The following is a 25,253-nucleotide window of genomic DNA, read 5'->3' as shown; positions in this document are numbered from 1 at the left end:
TAATTTTGAAAAATGGGGAAACGCGTATTTTTACTCATCACAATTTTAATGAGTATTGCTTTAATAGGCATTATTTTTGTTCAAGTTTTTTGGATTAAAAATACTATTCAAATAACCAATACACAATTTACATCGAATGTAAAATTTGCATTGGCAAAAGTTTCGGAAGAGATAAAAAGTCGTGAATTTTCTGAGTTTTACAATAAATTAAACAGCTTATATCAGAAAGGTGAAAAGTTAAAAGATTCGGATGTTCGTAATTTTATTTATGAAAAAATAGATACTACAAACAATGAAAAGTTTACCTATTCACAAAGTATAATTGAAGCAAATTATAAAATACCAACTGAGTTCTTTGACAACGATTCTATAAATTTTAAAGAAATATTTAGTAAAGAAAAAGTAGTGGTGGTTAAAAATCAAACCATGGATGATAATTTAAAAACATCTAATCCACCACAAGAAAGTTACGTTAAATTAACCAGATTTAAAAGTGCTGAAAAGGCTTATTTAGAACATTATTTTGACATAATTACTCATAAATTACCAATAAATAAAAGAGTAAGCAATAGAGAATTAACTAATAGACTGACACAAGAATTAGAAAAACGAGGAATTAATACAAAATTTAAGTATGGTATTTATAGTAACGGATTAGCCACTCAAGTAAAAAGTGGTTATTTTAGAAAAGAAGAAGGTAAAAGTTATAAAGTTCCGATGTTTACAGATGCAGAAGGTAAGAGCAATTACCAGCTATATGTTACATTTCCTGAAAAGAAAAACTTCATTTTAGCATCTATTTCTAAAATACTAATTTTATCTGTGTTTTTTATTTTAATTATCATTTTATCTTTTGTAACAGCATTATATCAATTAGTTAAGCAAAAGCAAATTTCAGAGATAAAAACGGATTTTATTAATAATATGACTCATGAGTTTAAAACTCCAATAGCAACTATAAATTTAGCATTAGACTCTATAAAAAATCCAAAAATTATAAGCGATAATGATAAAGTTCTTAGATATGTAAAAATGATTCGTGATGAAAATAAGCGAATGCATGCACAAGTCGAAAATGTTTTAAGAATATCTAAATTAGAAAAAAATCAATTAGATGTTAGTAAGGAAAAAGTTGAAGTACATGACTTATTGAATGAAGCTATTACCCATGTAGATTTACTTATAAAAAATAGTGGAGGTTATATTAAATTAAAACTAAATGCTCATGCCACAGAAGTACTGGCAAACCCATTTCATTTAGAAAGTATTATAGTAAATATGTTAGATAATGCTATTAAATATTCAACTGAAGCACCAAAAATTACAATTAGTACAGAAAATTCCCCAAAAAATATAATTATAAAAATTGCAGATAAAGGAATAGGAATGAGTAAAAGTGTACAAAAAAATATATTTAAAAAATTCTATAGAGAAGAAACAGGAAATATACATAATGTTAAAGGCCATGGTTTAGGACTTGCATATGTTAAAAAAATAGTAGAAATTCATCAAGGGGAAATTTATGTAGAAAGTGAAAAAGGAAAAGGAAGCACTTTTTTCGTTAAATTACCTTTGATATAAAACATTAAATATGGAAAATAAAAGAATTTTATTAGTAGAAGACGATCCAAATTTTGGAACCATTTTAAAAGATTATTTAGCTTTAAACGATTACAATGTTACTTTGGCTAAAGACGGTTTAGAAGGTTTAATAATGTTTAAAAATGATGATTACGATTTATGTATTTTAGATGTTATGATGCCAAGGAAAGATGGATTTTCATTAGCACAAGATATTCGCGCTACCAATACGGAAATACCAATCATTTTTTTAACTGCTAAAACTATGAAAGAAGATGTTTTAAAAGGATATCAAGTTGGTGCAGATGATTATCTTAATAAACCTTTTGATTCAGAAGTGCTATTATACAAAATAAAAGCAATTATGCAGCGTAAGGAAAATGAAGAAAGCAAAGAAGAAGAAACTTTTGAATTTGAAATCGGTAAATTCCATTTTAATTCTAAATTACGTCATTTATCTTTTGAAGGAGGAGAATCACTAAAACTTTCTCCAAAAGAAAGTAAATTATTAAAAATGCTTACACAGCATAAAAATGATTTAATGCCTAGAGAACTTGCTTTAACAAAGATTTGGCGCGACGATAATTATTTTACTTCTAGAAGTATGGACGTTTACATTGCTAAACTTAGAAAATATTTAAAACAAGATGAGAATGTAGAGATCCTAAATATTCATGGAGAAGGATTTAGGCTGATCGACAAGAGTTAAATTATAAAAAAGACCTGCTTATGCAGGTTTTTTTTATGTATTTTGTTTAAATTTGGGTAAATAGAATTTATGGCAGAATTAATTAAAATATATGAAGAAAACCCTAATGAAAAAGCCATTGATAAAGTAGTTTCTATTTTAAAAAAAGGCGGACTCATTATTTATCCAACCGACACCGTTTATGGAGTAGGTTGTGATATTACCAATACAAAAGCTATGGAAAAAGTAGCTAAAATAAAAGGAGTTAAACTAGATAAAGCTAATTTCTCATTTATTTGTAATAATTTAAGTAATCTTTCTGATTATGTAAGGCAAATTGATACTCCAACCTATAAGATTTTAAAAAAAGCTTTCCCAGGCCCTTTTACATTTGTACTTCCTGGAAATACCAACCTGCCAAAATCATTTAAAAATAAGAAAACAGTTGGAATTCGTATTCCTAATAACAATATTATTAGAGCTTTGATAGAAAAATTAGGAAACCCAATAGTATCAACTTCTATTTACGATGAAGATGATTTATTGGAATACACCACAGATCCAGAATTGATTTTTGAAAAATGGCAAAATAAAGTAGATATTGTAATTGATGGAGGTTTTGGAGGAAATATTCCTTCCACTGTAATTGATTTATCTGATGGAAAATTTGAAATATTACGTGAAGGTAAAGGAGATTTTAATTCTTTATAAAATCGTAGAACGTTTTTTGTTTTAAAATAAAATACCTCCAAATTGTACTTTTAACTAAAAAATAATCGTTTTTCTGATTAAGTTTATTTCTTTTTTTGAGCATTTTAGACAAGTTTTTATAAAAACTAAAATGCGCTTTTAAAATGGCAAAAGTATGCTTTGGTTTTAATTCAAATATAAATTTAATACCTGCAACTCCATCTAAAACTAAACGAGTAAAAATAATTGGAAATAAAGATTTTTTCGGTAAATTTTTGACTAAAGAAAACAGACTATTTCTAAAATTTAAAAATGTTTTCTGAGGATTTGTTTCTTTTAATGTAGCCCCGCCTACGTGATAAACATTAGATAAACCAACATATTTAATAGTATTTTTATTATTTTGAGTTCTCCAGCACAAATCAATTTCTTCTTGATGTGCAAAATAGTCTTCATCAAATCCTCCTAATTTTTTATATGTAGCAGATCTTATAAAAAAGCAAGCTCCTGAAGCCCAAAAAATTTCTTTAACATCATTATATTGTGCTTTATCTTTCTCAATATCATTAAAAATTCTTCCTCTGCAAAAAGGATAGCCATATTTGTCAATAAAACCACCTGCTGCACCAGCATATTCAAACTTCAATTTATTTTTGTAATCTAAAATTTTAGGTTGAATAATTACGGTGTTTTCTTCATTTTTAAAAGTAGAAATAATGGGTTGAAGCCAATTTTCAGTTACTTCAACGTCTGAGTTCAACAAACAATAAATATCTGCATTTACATTTTGTAGCGCTTCATTATAACCTTTTGCAAAACCGCCATTTTCTTTATTTTGAATTATTTGTATAGTTGGATAATTTGTTTTTAAAAATTGTATAGAATTATCTGTAGACGCATTGTCAGCAACAAATATTTCGGTATTTGGTACATTACTATGTTTTAGAACAGAAGGAAGAAATTTTTCTAATAATTTTTCGCCATTCCAGTTTAATATTACAATTGCTATTTTCATACGTGCAAACTTATAGTAATTACTTTTACAAAGTCTATTTTTTTATATAATTAGGAATGGTTTTTAGAAAAATATAAGTTTCATTTATTTTATCCATTTTACAAAAATAATGTTCTAATCCGTTAGTAACTATTAAATAATTAGCGTTTAATTTCAAATTATATCTAGCAATTTGATCAAAAGTATTTTGATTTATTTTTACAGATGGCGCTTTACATTCTACAATAATATCTGGCAATCCTTTGTTATTAAAAACTAAAATATCCGTTCGTTTTGTTAAATTATTTAAAATTAATTTCTTCTCTACAGCAATTAATGAAATTGGGTATTTTTTTTCTTCCATTAAATAGTTAACAATATGTTGCCTAACCCATTCTTCAGGAGTTAAAACCACATATTTTTTTCTTATAATATCAAAAATAACATAGTTATTTTCGCTACTTTTGATTTTGAATGTATATGTGGGCAAATTCAACGGTTGCATATAACAAAAATGCTAATTTTTTTTTATAAATGAGTGACGTTACAAAAATAGTTTCTGATATTAAAAACAGAAATATTAAACCAGTTTATTTTTTAATGGGTGAAGAACCTTATTACATTGATAAAATTTCAGAATATATAGAAAATAACGTTCTTGCTGAGGAAGAAAAAGGTTTTAATCAAATGGTTTTATACGGAAGAGATGTTACTATAAGTGATATTGTTGATAACGCCAAAAGATTTCCTATGATGGCTGAATACCAAGTGGTTATTATAAAAGAAGCTCAAGATTTGGTAAAAACTATTGAAAATTTATCTGAATATGTAGAAAATCCTTCTCCAACAACAATTTTAGTTCTTTGTTACAAGTATAAAACTTTGGATAAAAGAAAAAAACTATATAAAACGCTTCAAAAAAATGGAGTTGTTTTTGAAAGTAAGAAGTTATATGAAAATCAAGTAACCGAGTGGATTAAAAAAATATTATCTAAAAAAAACTTAAAAATTGAACTGAAATCTATCCTAATGTTAGTAGAATTTTTAGGAACGGATTTAAGTAAAATTAGTAATGAGTTAACAAAATTAGCTGTTGTTTTACCTGAAGGTTCTACAATTACACCAAAAGACATTGAAGAAAATATTGGGATTAGTAAAGATTTTAACAATTTTGAATTACGTAAAGCTATAGGAGTTAGAGATGTTGTAAAAGCAAACAGGATAATTAATTATTTTGGTCAAAATCAAAAGGCAAATCATATTACAGTTACCATTTCTTTATTAAATAGTTTTTTTACACAAATTTTAATTTATCATAGTTTAAAAGATAAATCTAGCAATAGTGCTGCAAGAGCGTTAGGAGTAAGTACGTTTTTTATTTCAGATTATAAAACAGCAGCTCAAAATTATCCAATGCGAAAAGTTTCTACAATTATAGGATTAATAAGAGATGCAGATGTAAGAAGCAAAGGTGTTGGTGCAAATGCTTTACCCGCAATTGAAATATTAAAAGAATTAATTTTTAAAATAATTCATTAGTTGGTTAAAGCAATTCTATTTTCTCTATTTGCTATTTCCCAAGCTGTATAAAACACCAATTTAGCTCGTTTTGATAATAAATCGTAGTTAATTTTATCTGGAGTATCAGTCATTTTATGGTAATCTTTATGTGTGCCGTTAAAGTAAAAGATGATTGGAATATTATTTTTTGCAAAATTATAATGATCAGAACGGTAATAAAAACGATTTGGGTCGTTTTCATCATTATAAGTATAGTCTAAATTTAAATTTGTAAACTTTTCATTAATTTCTTCACTTAAAAAGTGTAATTCTTTGCTAAGTTTATCTGAGCCAATTAAATAAACGTAATTAGTATTGTTTATATGCGCATCATCAACTCTACCAATCATATCTATATTCAAGTCTGTTACAGTTTTATCTAAAGGAAAAATTGGATATTCAGAATAATATTTTGAACCTAATAATCCTTTTTCTTCACCAGTAAAATGCAAAAATAAGATGGAACGTTTTGGCCCATTACCTTCATCAACAGCTTTTTGAAATGCTTCTGCTATTTCTAAAATAGCCACTGTTCCAGAACCATCATCATCAGCGCCATAATAAATGCCAGTATTGGTTTTCCCTAAATGATCATAATGTGCAGATATTACTACTATTTCATCTGGTTTTTCTGTTCCTTTTATAAAAGCCGCAACGTTTTCTGAAGGATTTAAATCTGGTTTTAAATTTGAAGTTGGTATGGTTTGAAAGTAATTATCATCATTATTAGGCGATTTTATTTTATGATCAATATAAAAAGTCTTTAAATATTCTGCAGCAAGTTTTTGTCCAGGTTCTCCAGTTTCTCTTCCTTCAAATTCATCAGAAGCAAATTGATATAGAAGTGTTTTTAAATCACTTGTATTTATGGTGTTAGCATAGTTGGTTGCAACAGCATTAGTAATTAAATCGGCATTTAAAGATTTATCAAGTGTGTGGGTATTACTTCCGCAACTAAAAGCAATAAGGGTTAAGGTAATTAGTAGTAATTTTCTCATAATTAATATATTGACTTCCTCAAATATATCAAAAAAATCAATTAGATTTTGAAATGGTAAATTGTTTCATTTCTTTATCAAAATGAATTAAACTGGATGAGAATAAGTTATTTAGTTGGTTGTTTTCAATTAAGTTATTGGTTTTACCAGTAACAAACTTTTTTGGAGTCATTAACCATAATTCATCTGCTAATTGTAGAGCTAAGTTAATTTCGTGAGTTGAAATTATAATGGTTTTTCCATATTTATCCGCTAATTTTTTTAGTAAAGTAAACGTTTCAATTGTATGATGGATATCTAGATGAGCAGTAGGTTCATCCAAAATTATAATATCTGTATTTTGAGCTAATGCTCTGGCTATTAAAACTTTTTGTAGTTGCCCATCGCTTAATTGATAATACTTGGCTTGCATTAAATGCTTAGTGTTTGTTTCTTCTAATGCAGTTTCAATAATTTTAATATCCTTTGTATTTAATTGTCCAACCCAATTAGTGTAAGGTTGCCTTCCTAATGCAATTAATTCAAAAACAGATAAACTACTTTCAGGCAATTTTTCTGTTAAAACTACACTTAATTGTTTTGATAAATTAGAGTTAGAAATTTCATTTAGGTTTTTTTGATTAATAAAAATATCTCCATCAATTGCTGGTTGAACTTTAGTTAATGTTCTTAATAAAGTAGATTTTCCTATTCCATTTTTTCCCAATAAACAAACTAAATTTCCAGGTTTTAAATCTATATTTAAATTGGAAGCTATCAAATTTATATACTTTTTTGAAGTATATCCAATACTTAAATTATCTGTTTTTATAATATGTTTTTGGTTATTTTCCAATTTTAATAAATTTTTCTTTTTCGTATTAATAACCAAATAATAATTGGTGCTCCAAATAAGGATGTTATTGCATTTATAGGCAAAGTATATTCGCTATTTGGTAATTGTGCAATGCTATCGCAAATTAACATTATTATAGCGCCACTAATAGCCACTGCTGGAATTAATGTTTTATGGTTTGAGGTTTTAAATAATAATTTAGTTAAATGTGGAACCGCTAAACCAATAAATGCAATTGGACCAGAAAAAGCTGTAATTACTCCTGTTAATAAACTTGTAGAAATTAAGGTTATATTTCTGGTAAGTTTAATATTAACTCCCATACTTTTGGCATAGTTTTCACCTAACAATAAGCTGTTAAGAGGTTTAATTATAAAAGTCACTAATAATAAACCTATTAAAAATATGACAAAAAATGTGCTAATTTCATGCCAAGTTAAATTGCCTAAACTACCAAAACTCCAAAATAAATATTGTTGTAATTGATTTGCACTACTAAAATATGCTAAAACACTTATTACAGCAGCAGTTAAACTGCCAAACATTAAGCCTATAATTAAAATTGACATAGTGTTTCTAACTTTTATTGCAGCTAATAAAACTGCAGATAATACCAAAAAAGCCCCTAAACTTGCAGCTATTGCTAAACCCCAATTAGTATAAGCAAATGCGGTAATATTAACGCCAATAAAAGAAGCTCCTAAAATTAAAATGGCAACTCCTAAACTTGCTCCAGAACTAATTCCTAGTACAAAAGGACCAGCTAAAGGATTTCTAAATAAGGTTTGCATTAGCAGGCCGCTTATAGATAAACCCGAACCAACTAAAATAGCCGTAATTGCTTTTGGTAATCGGTAATTAAGTATTATAGTTTTCCAAGCATCATTTTTAGTGTTTTCATTTAATAAAGCAAGAAGTGTTTGTTTAAATGGAATAAATACAGATCCTAAACTTATATTTAAGATAAAAATTAAAACAAGAGAAATTGTTAAAATGGTAAAGGTTTTATGATATGAATTTATTGGATAAATCAAGATTTATTATTTAAAAAATCAATTAACTTTTTTATTGCTTTACCTCTATGACTAATTTTTCCTTTTTCATCTAAACTCATTTCAGCAAAAGATTTTTCATATCCAGATGGCTTAAAAATAGGGTCGTAGCCAAAGCCACTTTCTCCTTGTTTATTTTCTAAAATAGTTCCTTTGCAAATTCCTTCAAAAAGGTATTGTTTCCCATTTAAATTTAAGGCAACAACAGTTCTAAATTGTGCTTTTCTATTTTTTTTATTAGAAAGATTAGTAAGTAATTTTTCTATATTTTTTTCTGAATTATTATCCATACCAGCATATCTGGCCGAATAAACTCCTGGTTCGTTATTTAGTGCTTCAACTTCTAAACCAGTATCATCGGCAAAACAATTATGACCAAATTTCTCGGTAATATAATTTGCTTTTAATATAGCATTGCCTTGAAGTGTGTTTTCGGTTTCAGGAATATCCTCAAAACAATTAATTTCTTTCAAGCTAATTATTTTATAATCAGGGAGTAATTGTTTTACTTCTATTAATTTATGGTTGTTATTTGTAGCAAACACTAATGTTTTGTTATTCATGATGATAAGGTTCATTTTTTAAAATTGTAAAAGCGCGGTAGAATTGTTCTACAACAAATAAACGAATCATTTGATGAGAGAAAGTCATTTTAGATAATGCTATTTTTCCTTGGGCTTTTTTGTAAACATTTTCTGAAAAACCATAAGGGCCACCAATTACAAAAACTAATTGTTTAATACCGGTATTCATTTTTTTTTGAAGGTAATTAGCAAATTCAATAGAGCGCATTTCTTTACCTTTTTCGTCTAATAAAACTAAAACATCAGTAGGTACTAATTTTCTTAAAATCAATTCTCCTTCCTTTTCCTTTTGTTCAAGCTGACTTAAATTTTTAACATTTTTAATATCTGGAATTATTTCTAATTCAAAATTAATGTAATGTTTTAACCTTTTTTGATAACTTTCAAATAAGGTAATTAAATTTTTATCGTCGGTTTTACCAATAGCTAATAATTTAATTTTCATTTGGTAAATATAAAAAGAATTAAAGAGGTTTTTTTTGAAAATAAAAAAGTTATTTTTGTTTTTAAAATAAGGCTTATATGATTTCTGAAAAACAGTTTGAAAAAGAAATTAACATTATTATAAAAAATGCTATCCGTGAAGATGTTGGAGATGGAGATTATAGCTCTTTGGCTTGTATTCCAGCAACAGCTAAAGGAAAAGCAAAACTTTTAGTAAAAGAATCTGGAATAATTGCAGGTGTAAGTTTAGCGGAAAAGATATTTCATTATGTAGATGAAAATTTAAAAATGGAAACTTTTATTGAAGATGGAGAGCAAGTTGAAATTGGAGATATTGTTTTTTATGTAAATGGTAGTTCTCAATCCATTTTAAAAGCGGAACGTTTGGTGTTAAATGCAATGCAACGAATGAGTGCTATTGCAACAAAAACAAATCAATTTGCTAAAATTTTACACGGAACAAATACTAAAATATTAGACACCAGAAAAACTACACCAGGTATTAGAGCTCTAGAAAAATGGGCAGTAAAAATTGGTGGTGGTGAAAATCATAGATTTGCATTATACGATATGATTATGTTAAAAGATAATCATATTGATTTTGCTGGAGGAATTACTTCTGCAATTACTAAAACAAAAAAATATTTAGCAGAAAACAATCTTGATTTAAAAATTATTGTTGAAGCTAGAAATTTAGAAGAAATAAAAGAAATTTTAAAAAATGATGGTGTTTATCGTATATTAATTGATAACTTTAATTTTGAAGACACAAAAAAAGCAGTTGCATTAATTGGCGATAAATGTTTAACTGAATCCTCAGGAGGTATTACTTTAGAAACTGCTAAAGAATATGCCGATTGTGGAGTAAATTTTATTTCATCAGGTGCATTAACACATTCTGTTTATAATATGGATTTAAGTTTAAAAGCAGTACATGAGTAAACCAATTGAAGATAATCTTAATAAAGTTCCAGTTGTAAATTGGATTGTTAAACTTGGAAAATCTATTAAAATTCCAGGTTTAAGAGGAATGTCTTTATATGATGTTATTGAAATGTATGTTTTAGGAATTGTAAAAGGAGCATTAACTTCAAGGGCTGGAGGAATTTCTTTTAGTTTTTTTATGGCCTTATTTCCTTTTTTACTATTCATTTTAACCTTAATTCCGTATGTGCCTATTGATGGTTTTCAACAGGATTTTTTATTTACAATTGAGCAGTTATTACCTCCAAATACAGCAACTTCCGTTCAGGAAGTAATAACAGATATTGCTAACAATAGGTATGGTGGTTTATTATCATTTGGGTTTATAGCATCTATCTTTTTAATGACGAATGGTGTAAATGCAATTTTAGGCGGATTTGAATATTCGTATCACATAACTGAAATGCGTAATATTTTAAGACAATATTTTATAGCAATGGCTATAGCAATTTTACTTTCTTTTATTTTGGTAATTACTGTAGCAATTATAATTTATTTTCAAATATTTATTAGCGATTTAAAAACTCATGGTTGGTTAGAAAATGATGTTTTTTGGATAGAAAAAGGAAGGTTTTTACTATTTGTAATATTGCTATTCTTCTCTGTATCTGTGCTTTATAAGTTTGGAACAAAAGAAGTGAAACAATATTCATTTTTTTCACCTGGAACTGTCTTAACCACATTACTTACCTTAGTTAATTTTAAACTTTTTGCTATTTATGTTTTAAAATTTGCAACGTATAATAAATTATATGGATCTATAGGAACTTTACTAGTATTAATGTTATTTGTTTGGTTGAATTCTATAATTCTATTACTAGGTTTTGAGTTAAATGCAAGCATAAATAGCTTAAAAAAGAAACATTTAAAATTTGACAATTTATGAAAGTAATTGCAATGATTCCTGCAAGATATGAAGCTAGTAGATTTCCTGGTAAACTAATGAAAGATTTAGCTGGAAAATCAGTTATATTAAGAACTTACCAAGCTGTTAAAAATTCTAAATTGTTTGAAGATGTATATGTAATAACCGATAGCGATATTATTTTTAATGAAATTACTAATAATAATGGAAAAGCTATAAAAAGCAAAAAAGAACATGAATCGGGTAGCGATAGAATTGCAGAAGCTATTGAAAATTTAGAGGTTGATATTGTTATAAATGTACAAGGCGATGAACCATTTACACAAACTGAACCGCTTTCAAAATTAATAGAAGTATTTAAAAACGATAAAAATAGGGAAATAGATATTGCTTCTTTAATGATTAATATTACAAACGAAGAGGAAATAAATAACCCAAATAATGTTAAAGTAGTAACAGATGAGCAAAATTTTGCCATGTATTTTTCGCGTTCACCAATTCCTTTCCCTCGTGAAAAATCGAAAGCTACATATTACAAACATATTGGGATTTACGCGTTTAGAAAAGAAGCATTATTAAAATTTACCCAACTACCAATTAATAACTTAGAAGCTGCTGAAAAGCTTGAAAACTTACGGTTTTTAGCAAACGGATTAAAAGTAAAAATGGTAGAAACCAATCATATAGCAATAGGTATTGACACTCCAGAAGATTTAGAAAAAGCAAATACAATTTTTAAAAATAAAAAGCATTTGTAAATCAATACTTCAAAAGCTTTATTTAGTTTTATTTATTTTAGATATTTGCAAATTAATAACTAAAAATGGCACAAAAACCAAGCATACCAAAAGGAACACGAGATTTTACTCCTACTGAAGTTGCAAAACGTAATTATATATTTTCAACGATAAAGCAAGTTTTTGAAACATATGGATTTCAACCAATTGAAACACCATCATTTGAAAACTCTTTAACTTTAATGGGAAAATATGGAGAAGAAGGAGATAGATTAATTTTTAAAATATTGAATTCTGGAGATTACTTAAGTAAAGTAGATGAATCGCTTTTAATAGAAAAAAATAGTTTACAAACTACCTCCAAAATTTCAGAAAAAGCATTGCGTTACGATTTAACAGTACCGTTTGCTAGGTACGTTGTGCAACATCAAAATGATATTGTTTTTCCTTTTAAACGTTATCAAATGCAACCTGTTTGGCGTGCTGATAGACCACAAAAAGGACGTTTTCGTGAATTTTATCAATGTGATGCGGACGTAGTTGGAAGCAAAAGTTTATGGCAAGAAGTTGAGTTTGTTCAATTATACGATGCTGTTTTTAGTAAGTTAAAGTTAACAGAAACGACTATCAAACTTAACAACCGAAAAATTTTAGCGGGAATTGCTGAAATTATTGGTGAAAAAGATAAATTAATTGATTTTACAGTTGCTTTAGATAAATTAGATAAAATTGGAGCTGAAGGTGTAACTAAAGAGATGCTTACTAAAGGAATTTCAGAAGAAGCCATTAAAAAAGTGCAGCCATTATTTAATTTTAAAGGTACAAATAATGAAAAGTTGAATCAATTAGAAGAATTACTAAAAAATTCAGAAGAAGGAATTCAAGGAGTAAATGATTTAAGATTTGTAGTTAATAACGTAGAAATTTTAGGTTTACAATCTGCTAATTTAGAGTTAGATGTTACTTTAGCTCGAGGTTTAAACTATTATACAGGAGCAATTTTTGAGGTTTCAGCTCCAAAAAATGTAAAAATGGGTTCTATTGGAGGCGGAGGTAGATATGATGATTTGACAGGAATATTTGGATTAAAAGATATGAGTGGAGTAGGAATTTCATTTGGGTTAGACCGTATTTATTTAGTTTTAGAAGAACTAAATTTATTTAACCAAGTAGAATTGCCGACACCTAAAGTTTTGTTTTTGAATTTAGGAGAAAAAGAGGCTGGTTATTGTATGAAAGCCTTAATAAAATTGAGAGAGCATAAAATAAAATCAGAATTATATCCTGATGAAGCAAAAATGAAAAAACAATTAAATTACGCAAATAGAAGAGAAATAGAATTTGTAGTAATTGTGGGAACTAACGAAATAGAAACAAATAAATTCACGCTTAAAAATATGCAAACCGGTCAACAGCAACAATGTAACTTAGAAGAATTAGTTAATATTACTACTTCACATTAAAACAAAGTTGTAAATTTGCATTTTAATTAAATAAATATGTTTGAAGGTAAAAAAGGAATGGTAAACAGTATAGATGACATTGGAGATAATCATGTTGGTTCTTCAGCAAAAACACCTTTAAGAGATGATGCTTTTGTATTATCAGATGAAGAAAAAATAAATAAAATTGAAAAAAGTGTTAAAGATATTTTAGACACTTTAGGAATGGATTTAACCGATGACAGCTTAAAAGGAACTCCAAAAAGGGTTGCTAAAGCTTATGTAAAAGAAATTTTTGGAGGTTTAAATCCTGAAAATAAGCCAAAATTATCCACATTTGAGAATAATTATAAATATGGTGAAATGTTGGTAGAAAAAAACATTGTAGTTTACTCTACTTGCGAACATCATTTATTGCCAATTGTTGGTAGGGCTCACGTAGCATATATTTCTAATGGTAAAGTTATAGGCTTATCTAAAATGAATCGAATTGTAGATTATTATGCAAGAAGGCCTCAAGTACAAGAGCGTTTAACTATGCAAGTTGTACAAGCATTACAAAAAGCTATGGGCACAGAAGATGTAGCTTGCGTTATTGATGCTAAACATTTATGTGTAAATTCTCGTGGAATTCGTGATATTGAAAGTAGTACGGTAACTTCGGAGTTTGGTGGAAAATTTAAAGAAAAAGATATTAAACGAGAGTTTTTAGATTATATTAAAATGGAGACAGAATTTGAATAATTTATTCATAATAATTCATAAAAAAAAGCACTCATTGGAGTGCTTTTTTTATTATATAATATAGTTTATTCTTTCTCAACTAACTTTTTAGATAAATTAAACCCTATAAATAATCCTAGTCCAGCCATTAAAAATATAGATCCAGTATAACCAACTTCTTCTTGTATAAGAGTATATGCAGCTAAAATGGATCCTATAAAAACACCTGCACCAATACCCATAAGTAGCACAGAAATGTTTAATATTAATATTTTCCAAATAGGTACTGAAGATCTTTTTTGAGCTTTAGCACTAAAAAAAATACTGGCATCCGCTCCTTTTTCAATTAAAGCTAATCGCTCTTTATTTCTTGTGGAATAATGCAGGTAAAATATTCCAAAAATAATTATAAATAAAGCAATAAATACTGGTCCTGGTCCCATAATATAAAATTTTTAAGTTTTTAAATTGTTTCATTTGGTATGACGAGTATTGTTTTAATTCGGTTACAAAAAATGCATATTATTTTTTTGATGTAACTTGTAACCATAGGTTACTTAAAATCGTCAAACCATTAAAATGGACAACCAACCAGACGAATACTATATATTACAAACCTTAAATGGAAATGTAAATTCCTATGCTTTTCTTGTAGAAAAGTATAAACATATGGTGTATACACTAACCATTAGAATTGTGAAAAATAGGGAAGAGGCAGAGGAAATTTCACAGGATGTTTTTGTGAAAGCATATGAAAAATTAAATAGTTTTAAAGGAGAATCTAAATTTTCCACTTGGCTCTATAAAATAGCATATTACGCAAGTTTAGATTCTATAAAAAGAAATAAAAGACAATTAAACTCTGAAAATATTGAAACGGTTAATGAAATTGATTTTGGAAATGTACAGGATGCTTTACAAAATTTACAGGATAAAGAAAGAAAAGAAATAATTAATGATGCGCTTTTAAAATTGTCGGAAGAGGAAAGAATAATTTTAACGCTGTTTTATTTTGAAGAAATGTCTATAAAAGAAATATCAAAAGTTGTAAATTTATCTATAGATAATATTAAGATTAAACTATTTAGATCTAGAAAAAAGCTTGCATCAATTTTAAAAAATGTAATTGAACCACGAACTATTAACTTGAGATGAAAACTAAAAAAAACATAGAATACTTTACAAGATATGTAATTAAAGAATCTAGTATTGAAAAGCCTTCCGTTGATTTTGTCGGCAAGGTTATGAATAGAATTGATTTAGAAAGAATTCCAATTTATGAAAATAAATATAAGCCATTAATTTCTAAACTTGGCTGGATTATAATTTCTATAGTGTTGATTTTGTCTAGTATTTATTTTTGGTCTAAAAAGTTTAGTTCATCTAATTATTTGTCTGAATTAAATTTATCCTTTTCAACTAATTTAAGTTTAACTAAAATTTTTAATGAAATAAACATTCCAAGCACTTTTACATTTGTATTTTTATTTTTTACAATATTGGTAGTAATTCAATTGCTAATTATTAAAAAGTATTTTGATAAAGCAATTTTTAAAAAATATGCCTAAATTTAAGATACAACTATTTAAATATTGAGTTGTTTTGATGAGTTTTAATAGCTCTTTTCGCTAAAATAATTCCAATAATTAATGAAACAAAAGCTCCTAAAGATATGCCTGGAATAAAATTTATAAATAGGAAAAAATCATAGGCGCCATGAAAAATAATTGCTAAACCTAATCCAATTAAATTCCATTTAATTTTATGATTTGAAAATTTAGCTATTCCCATAAAATATCCCATAATAATAGCAAATACAGCATGAGCAGGAACTGCAGTAACAGCTCTAATTAATGCCACTTGAATACCTCCATCAAAAACATATAAAAGATTTTCCACAAAAGCAAAACCCATAGAAACCATTACAGCATATATAATTCCATCGAAAGGCTCGTTAAAAGCTTTTTTAGGTTGAGCGTAATACCTAACTATTATGTATTTGCTAAATTCTTCTACTAATCCAACCATAAAAAATGCTTTTAAAAATTGATGAAAAACATTTAATCTATCAGGATGAGGAAGTAGAATATCATACAAAAAATATAAAATACTACTAATTAAAATACTTGCAATAGCACCAAATAAAAAATTATATAGAAGTAATAACTTGGGTTCTTTTTCAAATCTATCTTTTATATAAATGTATATAATTACAGTAATTACAGGAGCTGTGGCTGATAAAAATAAATTCATGATTATTTATTTAATGAGGAGCTAATAAATTGAATGGGTAAAAAGGTAAATTTCTTAATATCCAAAATACTAATATTATAATTAAAATTATCCAAGGAGTTTTAGGATGATAAATATAATTGTATATGCTTTTATTAAAAACAGTATTTAATAAACTTATTATTAAATGATACGCTAAAATAAGTATTCCAACTATGTAAAGTATATTTTGTTTTAGAACTCCAATAAAATGAAAATGTAACAATTCATAGGTTGCTCGTTGACTACCACAACCTGGGCAGTAAATGCCTGTAGTAACATATAAAGGACATTTTGGAAAATAATTGACATTATAAGGATTAATATAAAAATACAGTAGAGCAAGAAATAATCCTAAAAATAGAAATCCGAAATATTTTAATTTCACCATTCTAATTATTTCCAAGACTTAAAATTGTAATTCCTAATATACTAAATATAAAAAAGTAAATAATTACATAATACAAAACAGATAAAACTAAACCCCAAGTCATCCACTTTTTAGCGCTTTTCGAAGATGCAATAGCACCTTTATAATCACCACCAGCAAATTTAGAATTTACCTGGCTAGCAAACACAATACCTACAATTCCAAAAGGTAAACAACAAAAAATTGTTACTAAAATAGATTCTATTAGATAATTTTTAGGAGGCTTTTGGAAGTCCATAATACAAAATTTAAAGTTTGATTATAGCTAATGTAAAAAATTAAATTATTATAAAAGCATCCATTTGAAGAGAAAATGTATTTCGGCCGCAATTTGAAGGTTTAGAGCTGTATATCTTTCTATTTTGAATAAATTGGTGTCAAATGAATTTGGGTTTGGATATTCTAAATGAAATAATTTTGCGGTATCCGTTATATATGGTGAAATTGTGTTTTGGTTTTCAGAAACTATTATAGCTATAAAAGGAGATTTATTTGTTGGGTCATAAACAGATTTTGAAAATATTAATCCTGTTCCAGTAAAATTATTAGAATTTATCAAATAGCTTGAATTTTGATGCGAGAAATCAACAAGTTGAAATTTAAAGCCAATTTTTTGAAGTGATTTTATAGTATTTTTATGAACAGAACTTACCGAAATTCCGCCAGAATAGGATTGAATATTTTTTAGTTTGAAATAATGAATTGCAAAGGAACTCCAAACTTGTAATAATTGACTTATTTTACTATTATCTTCATCAATGAAATTTAAATTTACAAACGATTGATTTTTTAATTGATCCGCAATAAACTCAGATAGTTTAATAAGTGAATTTAACCTCTGTTTAGGTATGTCATATCTAATTATAGCATTTTCAAAAAATGTTGAAGTGTTCTTTTGAACAGTTTGTAACATTATAAATTCTTTTTTTGCTAAAATATTAGTTTAACTTTGCTTAAATATGTTTAAAAAATTAAAATAAGGTTAACAAAATGAAGTTTAAAGTAAATGATAAAGTTGCTGTAATTGATGACCTTATGCAAGGCAAAGTTATTGCAGTTTCTAAAGAAAATGTTCAAGTGGAAACCACTGATGGATTTATATTTAATTTTTCACCTTCAGAATTAGTTGTAATAAATGAAAATCAGAAAGAATTAGCAAAATTTAGCGATATAAACAACGAGCATTTAATTGAAAAAGTAACAGAATCTTCAAAAAAGAATAAACCCAAATTTAAAAGCAACTTAAAACCAGATAAATTACCTCCGATGGAAGTAGATTTACACATTCAAAATTTAACTTCAACTACTAGAGGATTAGATAATTACGATATGCTTACTTTGCAAATTGAAACAGCCAAACGAAAATTAGAATTTGCTATAAGAAATAGAATTCCTAAAGTGGTTTTTATTCACGGAGTAGGTGAAGGAGTTTTAAAATCGGAATTAGAATTTTTATTTAAAAAATATCCAGTGGAATGGTACGAAGCTTCTTTTAAAAAATACGGTTTAGGCGCAACGGAAGTTTATATCTACCAAAATCCAAAATAATTAATTGGTTAATTGTAAGGTTCCAAAATTAAATGTTTCAAAAAACACTTTTTGGTCACCATCTTTAAATAATAAATTGGTGATAGTTATAGTATAATCGTAACCAGTTATAATATCGTTTTCTTTTACGGCAGTTGTTGTAATATTAATTTCTCCATCAGTGGCATTTAAATCTTTTAAAACATTTGGGCTAGCTGGTGGAATTGACTGACAAAAATAAGTGGTTCCAATTGCTGCATCAAAAATGCGATAATTTACCTGAATAGGACTTGAAATAGGATAGCTTTTAGTACCTTCTGTTGTGTTTATTTCATCAGGAGATAATGTTAATATCATCACTTCCTTTTTTTCAGTATTTGTAATATATAAAATATATTCTCCACAATGATTTACAGTTTCTGTAAAGTCAAAACTAGGCACTTCAAAGTTGCCGTCATTGCACGAATTTAAAATTAGTGCTAAAAGTAAAATTACTATTTTTCTCATACGTCAAAAATAAGAAAAGAAAACCATATATTTTAAGTAATTTTGCTAATCATGAAAACCATTTATTTAGATAATTCGGCAACAACACCAATGTTGCCTGAAGTGATTGATAGTGTTACTGAAGCCATGAAAAGCACATTTGGTAATCCTTCATCAACACATCAATTAGGAAGGAAATCAAGGGCGTTAGTTGAAAATGCTAGAAAAAGTATTGCAAAACAATTAAAAGCATCTTCAGCAGAACTATTTTTTACTGCTGGTGGGAGTGAAGCAGATAATTTAATTTTACATAATGCTGTTACTAATTTAGCCGTAAAAACTATTATTTCTTCAAAAATTGAGCATCATGCTATTATACATACTATTGAACATTTAAGGCAAAAATATGCTGTTGAGGTTAAATGGGTGAATTTAAAATCGAATGGAGCAATAGATTACCAAAATTTAGAACAATTATTAGAAAATACTTCGTCCAAAACTTTAGTTAGTTTAATGTATGTAAATAATGAAATAGGAAACTTATTAGATTTAGAAAAAGTATCCGATTTATGTACTAAATATGAAGCCTTATTTCATTCAGATACCGTTCAAGGAATTGGGCATTTTGATATAGATGTTACTAAAATACCTATAGACTTTTTTACAGCAAGCGCACATAAATTTCACGGACCAAAAGGAGTTGGTTTTGCTTATATTAAAAAAGGATTTGGAGTGCAACCTATTCTGTTTGGTGGAGAACAAGAAAAAGGAGCTCGTGCAGGAACTGAAAATATTCATAGTATTTTTGGAATGCAAAAAGCATTGGAAATAGCTTGCAATAATTTAGCTGAAGAATCTGCATATATTCAATCTATTAAGAATCATTTTATTAATAGTTTAAAATCTAATTTTAAAGACATTAAATTTAATGGATTATCAGAAAGCGAAGCAGAAAGTAGTTATATTATTTTAAATGTTCGTTTTCCAAAATCGTACCCAATGTTATTATTTAATTTAGATTTAAAAGGAATTGCTGCATCTGGCGGAAGCGCTTGTCAAAGTGGAAGCTCAAAAGGATCTCATGTTTTGTATGAAATTTTAGACGATGAAGAAGCTTTAAAAACGTCTGTCCGATTTTCATTTAGTAAATTTACAACCATAGCTGATATTGATTATGTGATTTCAGTTTTAAAAGAATTGATACAATAATGTTAAATTATGCCTTAAAATTTAAACCCATATTAAAACAAAAAATTTGGGGAGGAAATAAATTAGTAAATATTTTACATAAAGAGTCTAAGGATAAAAACATAGGAGAAAGTTGGGAAATATCAGGTGTTGATTGTAACGTTTCTATAGTAGCCAATGGAAAATTAAAAGGAGTATCCTTAAAAGAATTAGTACAAAAATATAAAGGGAGTTTGGTAGGAGATAAAAATTATCAGATTTTTAATGACAAATTTCCATTATTAATTAAATTTATTGATGCTTCGCAAGATTTATCCGTTCAGGTACATCCTAATAATGAGTTGGCTAAAAAGCGCCATAATTCCTTTGGAAAAACAGAAATGTGGTATATTATGGAAGCAGAAGCAAATTCAAATTTAGTTTTAGGCTTTTCAAAATCAATTGCTTCAGAAGAATATAAAGAGTTATTAAAAAAGAAATCTATAACTTCTGTTTTAAATTTAGAAAAGATAAAAAAAGGAGATGTTTTTTTTATAGAAACCGGAACGGTACACGCTATTGGTGCTGGAGTAGTTTTAGCAGAAATTCAACAAACTTCAGATATAACATATAGAATTTACGATTGGGATAGGGTAGATGACCAAGGAAAATCTAGAGAGTTACACACCGATTTGGCAATAGACGCTATTAATTTTTCTACAGAAATTGATGCAAAACAAAAATATGGTGATTCATTAAACGAATTAAATAGTTTGGTTTCTTGTCCGTATTTTAGAACTAATTTTATTCCAGTTAAAGGAAATTTAGTTTTAGATTATACCAAAACAGATTCCTTTGTAATTTTTATGTGTGTAGAAGGTTTTGCAACTATAATTATTAATAATAATTCAGAAACTATTAATTATGGAGAAACTATTTTAATTCCAGCAAATACAAATATGGTAAAAATAGATTCAGAAAATTGTAAATTATTAGAAGTCACAGTTTAAATAATATTCACTTCCATTTCTAAATTAATATGGAAGTTGCTTTTTACAGTTTCTTGTATTTTTTTTGCAAGGTTGTATATTTCTTCTCCGGTGGCATTTCCATAATTTACTAGAACTAAAGCTTGTTTTTCATGTACACCAGTATCTCCAAATCGTTTACCCTTAAATCCACATTGTTCAATTAACCAACCTGCAGGGATTTTTATTTCATTTTCTGAGATGATATAATTAGGGATATTTGGATACTTTTTATTTAAATTTTGAAATAATTCCTTGTTAATTATTGGGTTTTTAAAAAAACTACCGCTATTTCCAATTTCCTTTGGATTTGGTAATTTACTTTCTCTAATAGAAATAACAGCATTAGAAATATCTTTAATATTTGGCTCAGAAATGTTTTGTAAATAGGTTTTTATAGCTCCGTATGAAATATTTGTTTTATGATGATTTTTAGTCAGTTTAAAAGTTACATTGATAATAATGTACTTGTTTTTTAATTCGTTTTTAAAAACTGAATTACGATAACCAAAATTACATGCTTCTTTAGTAAATGTTTTAATTTTTCCTGTAGCAATTTCTAATGCTTCTAACTGATAAAAAGTATCTTTAATTTCAACACCATAAGCACCAATATTTTGAATTGGCGAAGTTCCAACATTACCAGGGATAAGAGATAAATTTTCTAATCCACCATAATTTTGTGATATACACCAAAGTACAAATTCGTGCCAGTTTTCACCAGCTTCAGCGGTAACAAATACAAATTCTTTTTCCGTATCGTTGACTATAATTCCTTTTAAATTTAAGTGAACAACTAATTTATTTATATTAGAAGTTAACAGCATATTACTTCCTCCACCTATTAAAAATAGATCTTTTTCAGAAGCGATAATTTTTTTTAAATCAGAAAGTGAATTTATTTCAACAAATCGATTAGCAATTACATCAATTCCAAAAGTATTGTATTTTTTTAAAGATATATTTTTTTGAATATTCAATTATAAGCTATTATAGGTTTCAATTCCTTTCTTTAAAATTTCAACAGATTTTATTAAATCTTCATTTTTTAATACATAAGCAATCCTAACTTGTTTTGTGCCAAAACCAGGAGAAGAGTAAAATCCTGCAGCTGGAGCAACCATTACAGTTTCATTATTTAAATTAAAATCTTCTAATAACCATTGTGCAAATTTATCGGTGTTATCAACAGGAAGTTGAACTACACAATAAAAAGCACCTTTTGGAGTACCAATTTTTACGCCTTCAATTTTTGATAATTCACGAATTAAAGTATCTCTTCTACTTTTATACTCATCATTTACTTCTTTAAAATAAGATTCGGGAGTTTCTAGCGCAGCTTCACTAGCAATTTGAGCAAAAGTTGGCGGACTTAAACGAGCTTGTGCAAATTTTAAAGCAGTACTTATAACTTCTTTGTTTTTAGAAACTAAACAACCAATTCTAGCGCCACACATACTGTAACGTTTTGAAACAGAATCAATTATAATTGCGTTGTTTTCTAACCCAAAATTATGTAAAACAGATTGGTGAGGTATATTATCGTACACGAATTCTCTATACACTTCATCAGCAATTAAAAATAAATCGTGTTTTTTTACTATTATAGCTAACTTTTCAATTTCCTCTTTTGAATATAAATAACCTGTTGGATTACCAGGATTACAGATTAATATTCCTTTTGTTTTAGGAGTGATTAATTTTTCAAATTCCTCAATAGGAGGTAGAGCAAAGTTGTTTTCAATTTTTGAAATTACTGGAACAACTTTTACACCAGAAGAAGTTGCAAAACCATTATAATTAGCATAAAAAGGTTCTGGAATTATAATTTCATCACCAGGATCGGTAATACTTCCCATCGCAAAAAGTAATGCTTCCGAACCGCCAGTAGTTACAATAATTTCATTTGCAGTTACATTAATGTTTTGCTTTTTGTAATAATTAGCAATTTTAGTTCTGTATCCTTCAGAGCCTTCCGATCTGCTGTAAGCCAATACTTTAACCGAATTATTTTTTATTGCTTCTAATGCTACTTCTGGGGTTTTTATATCTGGTTGCCCAATATTTAAGTGATATACTTTAATTCCTTTCTTTTTCGCATTTTCAGCGTATGGCACCAATTTTCTAATTGGTGATTCTGGCATATTTTTCCCTTTTAATGAAATAGAAGGCATAATTTTTTAAATTTTAAATCTATGCTACAAAATTGCAAAAATTAATTCAATTTTGTTTAAATATTAGCCAATTATTAAAGGTTAAAATTATATTAAAAATTATGTTTATAACCATTGTTTTTGTAGCTTAACAAAATGATAAAAAATTGGTTTATGAATACAAAATTCAAATATTTATATTTTGTAATTTTACTAATCTTATTTAATGGAGTTGCTTTTTCTCAAACTCCATTTAGATTTGTTTCTGATGCCAAAAAACAAACCGTTTCATTTAAACTTATTAATAATTTAATTGTATTTCCAATTGAAGTTAATAATAAAAAGCTGAACTTTATTTTAGATTCAGGTGTAGGAACAACTATTTTATTTAATATTCAAAAAAAGGATTCTGTAAAGTTGCGGAATGTTAAGCAAGTTAAATTAAAAGGATTAGGTAGTGAGGAACCTGTTGACGCAATTTTATCTACAAATAATAAGTTTAAAATTAAAAATATTGTTAGTGCTAATCAAAAACTTTATGTAGTTTTTAATGATTTTTTTAATCTTTCTTCAAAGCTAGGAACTACAATTCATGGAATTATAGGCTATAATCTATTAAAAGATTTCTTGATTAAAATAAATTATGGTTCAAAAAAAATAACATTTTATAACCCTATTAAAAATAGTTTTAAAGGTTGTTCTAAGTGTACAGAATTTAATTTAGAGTTTTATAAATTGAAACCTTATATAAATGCTGGAGTTAAGATAAATGAAAATAAACCTAAGATTTCAGAAGTAAAACTTCTAATAGATTCTGGCGGAAGTGATGCGGTATGGTTATTTGAAAATACACATCCTGATATTAAATCCCCAACAAATTATTTTGATGATTATTTAGGGGAAGGGCTTAGTGGATCTATTAAAGGAAAGCGATCCAAAATTGAAGCTTTGATTTTAGGTAATTATGAATTAAAAAAACCGACAGTTTCCTTCCCTGATTCTATATCCATTGTTCATGCGCTTCAATTTAAAGAGCGTAATGGTAGTTTAGGAGGAGATGTTTTAAAACGTTTTACGGTGTATTTCGATTATAAAAAAAGTAAGCTATATTTAAAAAAGAACAGTGCTTTTAAAGACCCATTTAGATATAATATGAGCGGAATAGAATTAGCATATAATGGGAAACTAATAGTAAAGGAAAGTAGTGTTAATGTATATCATATTGGAAGCAAATCTACATCTGAAAAAAAGTTTATTACTGACGTTAGTTATAAATACAGCTTTAAACCATCCTATATTATTCATAGAGTAATTAAAGGTTCTCCAGCTTCTGAAGCAGGTATTTTACCAGGTGATATTTTAATAAAAATTAATGGAAAATATTCTTACGATTTAAAACTAGAAGAAATTGTTGAAAAATTTTATCAAAAACAAGGCTCTATAATTACAGTTGTAGTTGAGCGAAATGGTATAGATTATTTATTTAAATTTAAATTAAAAAGCAGATTAAAATAAAAAAACTCTCCAATTGGAGAGTTTTTTAATAATTATTTTTACTTCGTTTTAGTTTGCAGACATCGCAGGTTTCTTTTTAATCACTGCAGATTCTGGTTTAATTACAATACCTTTAATTCTAAGTACTTTAACTTTTTCTGAAGCGTTAGAAAAAATGGTAATAGATTTTGAAAATCCTCCAGGTCTATTAGTTGCGTATTTAACCTCAATCTTTCCTGTTTTACCTGGCATAATTGGTTCGGTTGGTTTAGTTGGAACGGTACATCCACAACTAGATTTAATATTTGAAATTACCAAAGGTGATTTACCAACATTAGTAAAATTAAATTCACGAACACCATTGGCATTCAAATCTATTTTACCATAATCAATCACTTCTTTTTCAAATTTAAAAACCGGAGCATTAGAATTTACTGGGGTTTTTGCTTCTTGCTTTTCTTGTGCATTCATGGTAAAACCAATAAATGCCATAATTACTAATACTAATTTTTTCATCTTT

31 protein-coding genes are annotated in these 25,253 nt (G+C 27.2%); 15 read left to right on the top strand and 16 right to left on the bottom strand.

The window, feature by feature from the left end:
* Positions 1-12: 12 nt before the first annotated feature.
* The 3 genes from R3342_RS02070 (at position 13) to R3342_RS02060 (ending at position 2,980) form a co-directional block, all read left to right on the top strand.
* Positions 13-1,581, top strand: coding sequence for a HAMP domain-containing sensor histidine kinase (locus R3342_RS02070; protein ID WP_318938002.1), 1,569 nt, complete (start codon positions 13-15; stop codon positions 1,579-1,581).
* Positions 1,582-1,591: 10 nt separating this feature from the next.
* On the top strand, positions 1,592-2,290 hold the full coding sequence (locus tag R3342_RS02065; protein ID WP_318938001.1) for a response regulator transcription factor: 699 nt from the start codon (positions 1,592-1,594) through the stop codon (positions 2,288-2,290).
* 69 nt (positions 2,291-2,359) lie between these two features.
* On the top strand, positions 2,360-2,980 hold the full coding sequence (locus tag R3342_RS02060; protein ID WP_318938000.1) for an L-threonylcarbamoyladenylate synthase: 621 nt from the start codon (positions 2,360-2,362) through the stop codon (positions 2,978-2,980).
* On the opposite strand, the gene R3342_RS02055 is transcribed toward R3342_RS02060, so the two are convergent.
* Positions 2,967-3,974: a glycosyltransferase family 2 protein gene (locus R3342_RS02055; RefSeq protein WP_318937999.1), complete on the bottom strand. Its 1,008-nt coding sequence runs from the start codon at positions 3,972-3,974 to the stop codon at positions 2,967-2,969. The genes R3342_RS02060 and R3342_RS02055 overlap by 14 nt on opposite strands.
* 34 nt (positions 3,975-4,008) lie before the next feature.
* Positions 4,009-4,458 carry a type I restriction enzyme HsdR N-terminal domain-containing protein gene (locus R3342_RS02050; protein ID WP_318937998.1) on the bottom strand — a complete coding sequence of 150 codons (450 nt, stop codon included), beginning with the start codon at positions 4,456-4,458 and terminating at the stop codon, positions 4,009-4,011.
* Between the two features lie 29 nt (positions 4,459-4,487).
* On the opposite strand from R3342_RS02050, the gene holA reads away from it, so the two are divergent.
* A complete protein-coding gene (gene holA, locus R3342_RS02045) occupies positions 4,488-5,492 on the top strand; it encodes a DNA polymerase III subunit delta (RefSeq protein WP_318937997.1) in 1,005 nt (334 codons plus the stop codon).
* On the opposite strand, the gene R3342_RS02040 is transcribed toward holA, so the two are convergent.
* Genes R3342_RS02040 through rlmH form a run of 5 tightly spaced genes read right to left on the bottom strand, consistent with a single transcriptional unit; the run spans position 5,489 to position 9,427 of the window.
* Positions 5,489-6,511 carry a M28 family metallopeptidase gene (locus tag R3342_RS02040; RefSeq protein WP_318937996.1) on the bottom strand — a complete coding sequence of 341 codons (1,023 nt, stop codon included), beginning with the start codon at positions 6,509-6,511 and terminating at the stop codon, positions 5,489-5,491. The genes holA and R3342_RS02040 overlap by 4 nt on opposite strands.
* Positions 6,512-6,548: 37 nt before the next feature.
* Positions 6,549-7,346: an ABC transporter ATP-binding protein gene (locus tag R3342_RS02035; protein WP_318937995.1), complete on the bottom strand. Its 798-nt coding sequence runs from the start codon at positions 7,344-7,346 to the stop codon at positions 6,549-6,551.
* A gap of 2 nt (positions 7,347-7,348) precedes the next feature.
* Positions 7,349-8,377: an iron ABC transporter permease gene (locus R3342_RS02030; RefSeq protein ID WP_318938162.1), complete on the bottom strand. Its 1,029-nt coding sequence runs from the start codon at positions 8,375-8,377 to the stop codon at positions 7,349-7,351.
* Entirely contained in the window at positions 8,377-8,961 is a 585-nt protein-coding gene (locus R3342_RS02025) for a non-canonical purine NTP diphosphatase (RefSeq protein ID WP_318937994.1), read from the bottom strand. Before R3342_RS02025 ends, R3342_RS02030 begins: the two co-directional genes overlap by 1 nt.
* Positions 8,954-9,427, bottom strand: coding sequence for a 23S rRNA (pseudouridine(1915)-N(3))-methyltransferase RlmH (gene rlmH / locus R3342_RS02020; protein ID WP_318937993.1), 474 nt, complete (start codon positions 9,425-9,427; stop codon positions 8,954-8,956). Before rlmH ends, R3342_RS02025 begins: the two co-directional genes overlap by 8 nt.
* Before the next feature lie 77 nt (positions 9,428-9,504).
* Between rlmH and nadC the strand changes: the two genes are divergently transcribed.
* The 5 genes from nadC (at position 9,505) to folE (ending at position 14,198) form a co-directional block, all read left to right on the top strand.
* Positions 9,505-10,368, top strand: a complete 864-nt coding sequence (nadC, locus tag R3342_RS02015) for a carboxylating nicotinate-nucleotide diphosphorylase (protein ID WP_318937992.1) — start codon at positions 9,505-9,507, stop codon at positions 10,366-10,368.
* The gene (locus tag R3342_RS02010; RefSeq protein ID WP_318937991.1) at positions 10,361-11,296 is read left to right on the top strand and encodes a YihY/virulence factor BrkB family protein; all 936 of its coding nucleotides are present in this window, start codon (positions 10,361-10,363) and stop codon (positions 11,294-11,296) included. Before nadC ends, R3342_RS02010 begins: the two co-directional genes overlap by 8 nt.
* Positions 11,293-12,033, top strand: coding sequence for a 3-deoxy-manno-octulosonate cytidylyltransferase (gene kdsB, locus R3342_RS02005; protein ID WP_318937990.1), 741 nt, complete (start codon positions 11,293-11,295; stop codon positions 12,031-12,033). Before R3342_RS02010 ends, kdsB begins: the two co-directional genes overlap by 4 nt.
* A 65-nt stretch (positions 12,034-12,098) precedes the next feature.
* Entirely contained in the window at positions 12,099-13,475 is a 1,377-nt protein-coding gene (gene hisS / locus R3342_RS02000) for a histidine--tRNA ligase (protein ID WP_318937989.1), read from the top strand.
* 36 nt (positions 13,476-13,511) lie between these two features.
* Positions 13,512-14,198 (top strand): GTP cyclohydrolase I FolE, encoded by a 687-nt coding sequence (folE, locus tag R3342_RS01995; protein WP_413468696.1) that lies wholly within the window; start codon positions 13,512-13,514, stop codon positions 14,196-14,198.
* A gap of 65 nt (positions 14,199-14,263) precedes the next feature.
* Here folE and R3342_RS01990 read toward each other — a convergent pair whose 3' ends face one another.
* Positions 14,264-14,620: a DUF6249 domain-containing protein gene (locus R3342_RS01990; protein WP_318937988.1), complete on the bottom strand. Its 357-nt coding sequence runs from the start codon at positions 14,618-14,620 to the stop codon at positions 14,264-14,266.
* A 136-nt stretch (positions 14,621-14,756) separates the two neighbouring features.
* On the opposite strand from R3342_RS01990, the gene R3342_RS01985 reads away from it, so the two are divergent.
* Positions 14,757-15,332 (top strand): RNA polymerase sigma factor, encoded by a 576-nt coding sequence (locus tag R3342_RS01985; protein WP_318937987.1) that lies wholly within the window; start codon positions 14,757-14,759, stop codon positions 15,330-15,332.
* Positions 15,329-15,745: a hypothetical protein gene (locus tag R3342_RS01980; RefSeq protein ID WP_318937986.1), complete on the top strand. Its 417-nt coding sequence runs from the start codon at positions 15,329-15,331 to the stop codon at positions 15,743-15,745. Before R3342_RS01985 ends, R3342_RS01980 begins: the two co-directional genes overlap by 4 nt.
* 13 nt (positions 15,746-15,758) lie before the next feature.
* On the opposite strand, the gene R3342_RS01975 is transcribed toward R3342_RS01980, so the two are convergent.
* From R3342_RS01975 to R3342_RS01960, 4 genes are read right to left on the bottom strand one after another with little or no spacing between them, the layout of a single operon-like run.
* A complete protein-coding gene (locus R3342_RS01975; RefSeq protein WP_318937985.1) occupies positions 15,759-16,430 on the bottom strand; it encodes a PrsW family intramembrane metalloprotease in 672 nt (223 codons plus the stop codon).
* 10 nt (positions 16,431-16,440) lie between these two features.
* On the bottom strand, positions 16,441-16,839 hold the full coding sequence (locus R3342_RS01970; protein ID WP_318937984.1) for a DUF2752 domain-containing protein: 399 nt from the start codon (positions 16,837-16,839) through the stop codon (positions 16,441-16,443).
* A gap of 1 nt (position 16,840) precedes the next feature.
* Complete coding sequence (locus R3342_RS01965) at positions 16,841-17,116, bottom strand: CD225/dispanin family protein (RefSeq protein WP_318937983.1); 276 nt, start codon at positions 17,114-17,116, stop codon at positions 16,841-16,843.
* Positions 17,117-17,164: 48 nt separating this feature from the next.
* A complete protein-coding gene (locus R3342_RS01960; RefSeq protein ID WP_318937982.1) occupies positions 17,165-17,791 on the bottom strand; it encodes a hypothetical protein in 627 nt (208 codons plus the stop codon).
* 77 nt (positions 17,792-17,868) lie between these two features.
* Here R3342_RS01960 and R3342_RS01955 point away from each other — a divergent pair, with 77 nt between their 5' ends.
* Positions 17,869-18,426 carry a DNA mismatch repair protein MutS gene (locus tag R3342_RS01955; RefSeq protein WP_318937981.1) on the top strand — a complete coding sequence of 186 codons (558 nt, stop codon included), beginning with the start codon at positions 17,869-17,871 and terminating at the stop codon, positions 18,424-18,426.
* Here R3342_RS01955 and R3342_RS01950 read toward each other — a convergent pair whose 3' ends face one another.
* Positions 18,427-18,912: a hypothetical protein gene (locus R3342_RS01950; RefSeq protein WP_318937980.1), complete on the bottom strand. Its 486-nt coding sequence runs from the start codon at positions 18,910-18,912 to the stop codon at positions 18,427-18,429. It abuts the gene before it with no gap.
* Between the two features lie 51 nt (positions 18,913-18,963).
* Here R3342_RS01950 and R3342_RS01945 point away from each other — a divergent pair, with 51 nt between their 5' ends.
* On the top strand, positions 18,964-20,100 hold the full coding sequence (locus R3342_RS01945) for a cysteine desulfurase family protein (RefSeq protein ID WP_318937979.1): 1,137 nt from the start codon (positions 18,964-18,966) through the stop codon (positions 20,098-20,100).
* A complete protein-coding gene (locus tag R3342_RS01940; protein ID WP_318937978.1) occupies positions 20,100-21,068 on the top strand; it encodes a type I phosphomannose isomerase catalytic subunit in 969 nt (322 codons plus the stop codon). Before R3342_RS01945 ends, R3342_RS01940 begins: the two co-directional genes overlap by 1 nt.
* Here the strand turns inward: R3342_RS01940 and murB are convergent.
* Positions 21,065-22,066, bottom strand: a complete 1,002-nt coding sequence (gene murB, locus R3342_RS01935) for a UDP-N-acetylmuramate dehydrogenase (protein WP_318937977.1) — start codon at positions 22,064-22,066, stop codon at positions 21,065-21,067. The two genes, R3342_RS01940 and murB, sit on opposite strands and share 4 nt — an antisense overlap.
* Positions 22,067-23,260, bottom strand: coding sequence for a pyridoxal phosphate-dependent aminotransferase (locus tag R3342_RS01930; protein ID WP_318937976.1), 1,194 nt, complete (start codon positions 23,258-23,260; stop codon positions 22,067-22,069).
* 153 nt (positions 23,261-23,413) lie between these two features.
* Between R3342_RS01930 and R3342_RS01925 the strand changes: the two genes are divergently transcribed.
* The gene (locus tag R3342_RS01925; RefSeq protein WP_318937975.1) at positions 23,414-24,754 is read left to right on the top strand and encodes an aspartyl protease family protein; all 1,341 of its coding nucleotides are present in this window, start codon (positions 23,414-23,416) and stop codon (positions 24,752-24,754) included.
* Positions 24,755-24,802: 48 nt separating this feature from the next.
* Here the strand turns inward: R3342_RS01925 and R3342_RS01920 are convergent, their stop codons facing one another.
* Positions 24,803-25,249 (bottom strand): DUF1573 domain-containing protein, encoded by a 447-nt coding sequence (locus tag R3342_RS01920; protein ID WP_318937974.1) that lies wholly within the window; start codon positions 25,247-25,249, stop codon positions 24,803-24,805.
* Between the last annotated feature and the right edge of the window lie 4 nt (positions 25,250-25,253).

Origin of the sequence: Lutibacter sp. (genome assembly GCF_033723435.1) — a bacterium.
Lineage (GTDB): Bacteria > Bacteroidota > Bacteroidia > Flavobacteriales > Flavobacteriaceae > Lutibacter.
This window is presented reverse-complemented; position numbering and strand designations above follow the sequence as displayed.